This window comes from Bacillus cereus group sp. N24, assembly GCF_016483345.1.
In the GTDB taxonomy this organism is placed as follows: domain Bacteria; phylum Bacillota; class Bacilli; order Bacillales; family Bacillaceae_G; genus Bacillus_A; species Bacillus_A toyonensis.
In genome coordinates this window covers 333,769-340,462 of the sequence record NZ_JAEHCA010000004.1, presented here as the reverse complement: position 1 = coordinate 340,462, position 6,694 = coordinate 333,769, and the positions used below count along the sequence as shown (strand labels likewise).

The following is a 6,694-nucleotide window of genomic DNA, read 5'->3' as shown; positions in this document are numbered from 1 at the left end:
ACACGTAAACTATAAATATAGTCATCATGTGTTCTAGGAATTAATTTAGAAAGTCCTGTTGTCCCTCCTGATAATTGAAGAAACGCAACATCACTTGGCTGAACTTCTGGTAATGGAACGGGATCCATGTAAAGTTCATTTATACCCACAAATTCTTCTTCTTCCCCTACTACGATTACATGTTGTAAAGTAGGCACTTTTTCTTTGACTTCTCTTGCTAGTTTCCGGTAATCAAAGCCAAGAGCCTTATCTGAAATAACGTAAGCACTCGCCTCACCAAACTCGCAAAAATAACTAATTTCACTGCTTCGATGTGAAGGTAGCGCAAAAACAGGAAGCGCTCCAATTCGAAATAGTGCAAAACATATTTCGAAAAACTCTATAATATTAGGTAACTGGATTACAACTCGGTCTTCTTTCTTTATTCCTAAATTCAGTAAACCTGAAGCTAAGCAATCTACCTTTTTATCAAACTCACTATACGTTATATGCGTATTACCGCTTACAACTGCAATCTGATTTCCATGTTTTTCAGCACGCTCTCTTAACACTCCGCCAAATGTTTCACCAAGCCAACATCCTTCTTCTCGGTAACGATCGGCAAATTCTTTTGGCCATTCCGTATATCCTTTTAACATTCTTTCTTCCCCCTATTTTTCATTCAACGAATTATCTCTTAACCCTAAAGCCTTCAACATTGTTTGGAACTTAGCTGATGTTTCTGCTAGCTCATCTTCTGGTTTTGACTCAGCAACAACTCCAGCTCCTGCATATAAACGAAGTGTATTCTCTTGCACTTCAGCACAACGAATTGTAACAATCCATTCGCCATCTCCATTTAGATCGCTCCACCCTAACATTCCTGTAAAGAATTCACGGTCAAATGGCTCAATTTTTTGAATAGCCTCTCTTGCTACTTCCATTGGAGTTCCACAAACTGCTGGCGTAGGATGGAGAGCAATTGCTAATTGTAAAGAAGAAGTATTTGGATCCTTAAGTTCACCTTTCACTTCTGTAGACAAATGCCACATCGCTTCACTATGAATAACTGATGGTTTTTCTGGCACATGCAATGTATGACAGTACGGACGAAGCGCAGCAGCAACCGCTTCAACTACTACTGCATGTTCATGTAAATCTTTTGGTGAAGAGAGTAATTCCTCTGCTCTTCTTTTATCTTCAGCTGGATCGTCACTTCTTGGCCTTGAACCAGCTAATGGATTAGAAACGACTTGCATACCACTACGTGAAACAAGCAATTCAGGGCTTGCTCCAATTAATGTCTTATTGTTCTCGTTTTCATCTTTAGGTAAATTCACAGCAAATGTATAACCGTGCTTATTATGCTCTGCTAATTCGCGAAGTAGTTTTTGTTTATCAATCTTCTCTGAAGATTTAACATCTAACGATCTAGATAGAACGATTTTCTTTAAATCTCCATCCTGAATTTTTTCAATCCCTTGCTTCACACCATTCATATAAGCTTCAGAAGCTGGAACCGGTGTCATTTCAAATGTCAGTTTCTCATTTCGTTTTATCTCATTTGTTGTCTCCAACTGTAAACGCTCAGTAATTCTGCAATATTCCGGTACAATAAGTTGAACTTCTTTTCTACGATCAAAAGGCAAAGCACCAACAACGATAGGATTCGGATTTCCGGATTGTTTTGCATTACTTAATACCGCTTGTACAAGTTCTGGAAAACTTTCAATTTCATGATGTTTTACTGTAGTAAACTCTCCTTCTGTCAATATCGTTCGAGTTGGTGAAGCAAAAAAGAACGAAGATTCAGTCTTATAATCTTCTAATAATTTTTCTGACAGTTCCTTTACGGCTGTAAGTTCATTCATAGTATGAAAACCTCCTGAATTTTTTATTAAACTCCTAATGTAGCTCCGCCATCGACGCATAAATTGTGCATTGTAATATGACTCGCTTTATCAGAAGCTAAAAACAATACTGCTTCAGCAATTTCTGAAGGTTGTGCAATTTTTTGTAATGGTATACCGAGTCTATATGTATTTTGAGAACCAGCAATTATATTTTTAGCTCCATTCTCATCAGCCCATAGTAACCTTTGCATTTCTGTTTCAGTAGAACCGGGAGAAACTAAGTTGCAGCGAATATTGTATGATGCAAGCTCTAATCCTAAACATTTCATGAACATGGTCGTTGCAGCTTTTGATGCAGCATACGCAGCCATTTCCATTCTCGGAGTATTTGCTGCATTTGAGCCAACTGTAACAATTGCCCCTGATTTTCTTACCATCATACGTTTACTTACCGCTCGAGATATATAGAAAACTCCTGTAGTATTTACAGAGAATGTTTTATGCCAATCTTCATCACTTAAAGAGTGAATCGCTCCCATTCGTAAAACTCCTGCGACATTTACTAATATATCTATAGGTGCTATGTCATTTTCAATTCGGTTTACTACCTCTTCAACAGCAGCGCTATCACTCACATCTAAATGAAATGTTTTCATACGTGTTTCATATGATGCATCATGATTTAATAACACATTTAGCCCTTCTTCATTTTGATCAACCGCAATAACTGTAGCTCCTCTTTCTAAAAACATTTTTGCTACAACACTACCTATACCTTGCGCTGCACCTGTTACGAAAACGGTTTTTCCATCAAATTCCCCTGCGTTCATTTCCTCTATCCTTTCATATAAAAATTAATCTAATGAAACAAATGAAATGATAACGATTTTCATTATCACTAACGATGTAAAAAATAATACACTTACTAAATTAATTGGTCAAGTGTACTTTTCATCGAAATGAAATTAATTGATAATGTTTTTCATTTACTGTTCTTACATCGAAATGATAATGTTTCTCAATAATCTTGTCAATCTTTTTTTATTTTTCAGACAAAATATTATTTATGTTTCTATGTAAGTCTACATCTATAAGCATTAAAAAGTACTTTAAATAAAGTGCAACTTTATTCATTGGGGGTTTTACGGGCTGTAATAAAGGATACAAAATAAATCCATAATTCCTTATCATCTTTTTGAAATTCAAAAAGATAACTTGTAGATTTCTTCGCCTACAATGCTTTACCAAAAATTCATTTTTTCTTTTCTCAACATTTTTCTGAAAATATTTTATTTTACATCTTTCATTTCTCAATAAATATCCTATGTATAATCTAAGATTTATTTAGATTTTCCTATATTATGCATCCCTTAATAAAATCCCAATATAATCCAAATCGATGTTTTACTCGCACTTTTATTCGTATCATTACGTCGATTACAAGGACTTGGTAGAGAAAAATAATTAAAAAAAGTTCATATAGAAAAAAGCACCCTATTTCATAGAGTGCTTTTTCTTATCATAGTGCCATAGAAGGTTTAAATCCTTACGCTACACTGCGATATTCTTCTTCTTTTTCTTTTTTCTTATTAGGTGCTTGAATTAAAATTGCGATAATAAATGACACGACACATAATACGCCGATCACCATGAAAGTTGGTTTAAATCCACCTAGAATTGCACCGATAAAGGAACCTGCAAGCGCTCCAAACCCGAATCCTTGATACACAATTCCGTAGTTTTTACTATGATTTTTCATGCCGAAGAAATCACCAACAATAGCTGGGAAAATAGTGATATTTCCGCCAAAGCAAAACGCTACACTTGCTACACAGACGAAGTAGATACCATAATTTAAATCTACGAAACTTAGCACCAAGACTGAAGTCGCCATAGCAACAAAAGTACCAGTAACGATTTTTAAACGGCCGATTTTATCTGATAACGGTCCTAGAATAATACGACCTAATGTATTGAAGATTGCAACCATAGCCACTGCATTAGCTGCTGTTGTTGCGCTAAGCCCTACAAGTTGAACACCGATGTCTTTTACCATGCCAATTAAGTATAAGCCACTCATACATGATGTAAATAACATAATAAATAATAAGTATACTTGTTTTGTACCTAGCATTTCTTTCGTTGTATATTCCTGCGTTTTTGTTTCATGAACTGCCCCTTGATCAGCAGCTTGATGGATTAAACAAGCGCCAATCACAATCATAGCTGTAACAATTAAACCCCAGTATATAAACGCTTGTGATACACCAACTGATTCAATCAACTGTGCGTTTATGTATTTAAAGATTAGGCTACCTGAACCATATGCAGAGACAGATATACCAGCAATTAAACCTTTACGCTCTGGAAACCACTTGATTAAATTCGATAGTGAAGTGATATATGCTGTACCATCTGCATACCCTACGACAACTCCTGCTAATACATAAAGCAATATTAATGAGGAAGCTTGTGAACTAAGTATTAATCCTAGTCCTAATGCTAGTCCAGCTATCATAATGAGTTTACGAAGTCCCCATTTTTCTTGCAATTTACTCGCAAACAATGTTGAAAACGCTAAAGAAAGGCTTGTAATCGAGAAAGTTATAGCAACAGCATTCAGACTCCAACCAAATTTACTAACTAAAGGCTGATTGAACAAGCTCCAAGTATATATCGTTCCAAGCCCCATTTGTACTATGACTGTACCAAGGACAACAAGCCATGGATTAACAGTTGATTTTTTCATATTATCCCGCCTCCTCCTTCTATTTCAATGCTATTCGCTACATTTGATTTTTTTATGTTCATTTTGTCCACCTCTTTGATTTGACAACTTCATTGTATAAGATGTTTCCGCTTATGTAAGCACTTACAATACAAAGCGTCAAAAATATGAAATCAGTTACAGAAAACGAAGGGTGAAATACAAAGAACTGCTTATTAAATACGTAGCGGCTGTTCGTATTGTGTTATATAAGTACGGCTTACAAGTGTTTTTGAAATCTTTTTCATTTAGTGAAACTTTAATCTGTAGGATTTTATTCACCTCTCATTGATTATTAGGCCACACCAATTAGATGTTTACGGGCAGCCCGACTCCCACCTAATTTCTTTGCTCCAGTCAAATTTTGATTACCTTATGCAAACAAAAGGTTCCCTACTTAATTGGATACGAATATATATAACTTCTTTTCGAAGTTTCTGGTTGTTTGCATGAAAAAAACCATTACATTAAAAGTGTAATGGTTACAATCCTATAGTGTCCTCTTTAATCTCAGAATGACTTCTCATCTATACCTATCTTATTAAAAACTTTACTTTCAAAAATTCGGCCTATATGAATATCTGTTTGACAACCATCTTTGAATTGAACTTTAAATAGTAGAACACAAATGAAATCATTGTCAGCCTTTGTTAATACACGTACTATTTGAATTGAGTTGTTGTATTTTCGTAAATTAAACTGGGCTGTAATAAAACCTTCTCTTTACTATTTAGTAAAGAGAAGGTTTTATTAGGTCAATTCATAAGGCTGATTTTCTTTATACGTTTATAATTATTTTTTCAAATGTAACGATTGGCTCTACAAATTCCATCATAACGAAAGCGTTTTTAATACGTCTTGTTAAAACTTCTTTTAATTCTGCACACTTTTCTTCTGTAAGTGATTTTACAAATACAAAATTGTGATAATAGACCACACTCTTCTCTTTACTTAAAGGATTTAAAAACATCCCCTCTTTTGTAACGAAAGCGTTAGAATGCCCCGATAGAGTTGAAAGAAACGTCTCTAAAATTTTTATTTCTCTATTTGAAAACTGTTCCTCACAAACTACTTTAATATTCATTTCTGTTATCATTTATATATTCCCCCAACCAATTTTTTCACAAGGGGATAACTATAATACTATTAAAATTTCACGAGACTCCCCTTGCCGTTCAAAAAATTCACCAGAAAACTAGTTTGCTTAACTTTCTTTTTCCCTTTACTCATATGAATCTCTCCTTTCATATATATTACTTCTCCATTTTTAATTGAATACCTTTTTATATTTGAGTTTTTCTATATTTTTAGTCAGATTTATACAGATCATAACTCCATTTCTTTTCATTTCTTTTCATTTCTTTTCATTTCTTTTCATTTCTTTTCATTTCTTTTCATTTCTTTTCATTTCTTTTCATTCCTTATACTATATTCACCTGAATACTATTACTTTTGAGAAACGCTTATTTATACTTATTGAAGAAATCACTTACTGTACTCCTAAAAACAATGCTGCCTTCCCTATAAAACTTTGCTTATCTACTTTACGTTTAGAGCTACATATTATCTCTCTTTTGATTAATTTGTTTAGCTACATAATTTACATAGAAATATTGGTTCGCCAATTCTGAAAAATTTTACTTTGCATATAATAACCTTAAACAAAATATAACTTTTACCATAGGAGCACTCTATACTTTTCTATTAAATAAAAAATTTTTCATTGATAAACAAAACTAAATATTCACTAATATAACTATCCGTGGTTTAATATATGTAATAAACAAATATTTCTGTCTTTTATAAGGAGGTACTATGAAAGCAAACGTAGGGGATACTATACTTTTTCAACGAAATAATTTAAAGATTACAGGGTCTGTACTAAAACTATATACTGAATCGGTCTTAGTTGAAATTACAGATGTAAGCGGTGGTACTTTTGAATTTGATCGAACGATAGTAAATCATAAAAACTATAAAATTTTAAATGCAAATACATAAAGTAAAACTTTAATCAACCCTCACCAATCGGGCATTAACGGGCAGTTTATCTCCCATCCTAATTTCTTTGCTCAAGCTAAATTTTGAGGTGGAA

The 6,694-nt window shown here is 33.7% G+C and carries 6 protein-coding genes; 1 reads left to right on the top strand and 5 read right to left on the bottom strand.

Annotation, left to right across the window (positions count from 1 at the left end; all coding sequences use genetic code 11):
* The 5 genes from JDS95_RS09585 to JDS95_RS09565 form a co-directional block, all read right to left on the bottom strand.
* The coding region (locus JDS95_RS09585) for an AMP-binding protein (RefSeq protein WP_199690432.1) at positions 1-638 on the bottom strand (638 nt) is incomplete at its 3' end.
* A gap of 12 nt (positions 639-650) precedes the next feature.
* Positions 651-1,850: an isochorismate synthase DhbC gene (dhbC, locus tag JDS95_RS09580; RefSeq protein ID WP_001004382.1), complete on the bottom strand. Its 1,200-nt coding sequence runs from the start codon at positions 1,848-1,850 to the stop codon at positions 651-653.
* Positions 1,851-1,876: 26 nt separating this feature from the next.
* A complete protein-coding gene (dhbA, locus tag JDS95_RS09575; protein ID WP_000991099.1) occupies positions 1,877-2,662 on the bottom strand; it encodes a 2,3-dihydro-2,3-dihydroxybenzoate dehydrogenase in 786 nt (261 codons plus the stop codon).
* Positions 2,663-3,378: 716 nt separating this feature from the next.
* Positions 3,379-4,581 carry an L-lactate MFS transporter gene (locus JDS95_RS09570; protein ID WP_000750116.1) on the bottom strand — a complete coding sequence of 401 codons (1,203 nt, stop codon included), beginning with the start codon at positions 4,579-4,581 and terminating at the stop codon, positions 3,379-3,381.
* A 796-nt stretch (positions 4,582-5,377) separates the two neighbouring features.
* Positions 5,378-5,695, bottom strand: a complete 318-nt coding sequence (locus JDS95_RS09565; protein ID WP_000627297.1) for a hypothetical protein — start codon at positions 5,693-5,695, stop codon at positions 5,378-5,380.
* A gap of 719 nt (positions 5,696-6,414) precedes the next feature.
* Between JDS95_RS09565 and JDS95_RS09560 the strand changes: the two genes are divergently transcribed.
* Positions 6,415-6,600 (top strand): YkvS family protein, encoded by a 186-nt coding sequence (locus JDS95_RS09560; RefSeq protein WP_000646787.1) that lies wholly within the window; start codon positions 6,415-6,417, stop codon positions 6,598-6,600.
* Positions 6,601-6,694 lie beyond the last annotated feature (94 nt).

Excerpts from the sequence above, each read along its gene's own strand:
- JDS95_RS09570 (WP_000750116.1), bottom strand. The coding sequence starts at position 4,581 with ATGAAAAAATCAACTGTTAATCCATGGCTTGTTGTCCTTGGTACAGTC.
- JDS95_RS09565 (WP_000627297.1), bottom strand. The coding sequence starts at position 5,695 with ATGATAACAGAAATGAATATTAAAGTAGTTTGTGAGGAACAGTTTTCA.
- dhbA (WP_000991099.1), bottom strand. The coding sequence starts at position 2,662 with ATGAACGCAGGGGAATTTGATGGAAAAACCGTTTTCGTAACAGGTGCA.
- JDS95_RS09560 (WP_000646787.1), top strand. The coding sequence starts at position 6,415 with ATGAAAGCAAACGTAGGGGATACTATACTTTTTCAACGAAATAATTTA.
- dhbC (WP_001004382.1), bottom strand. The coding sequence starts at position 1,850 with ATGAATGAACTTACAGCCGTAAAGGAACTGTCAGAAAAATTATTAGAA.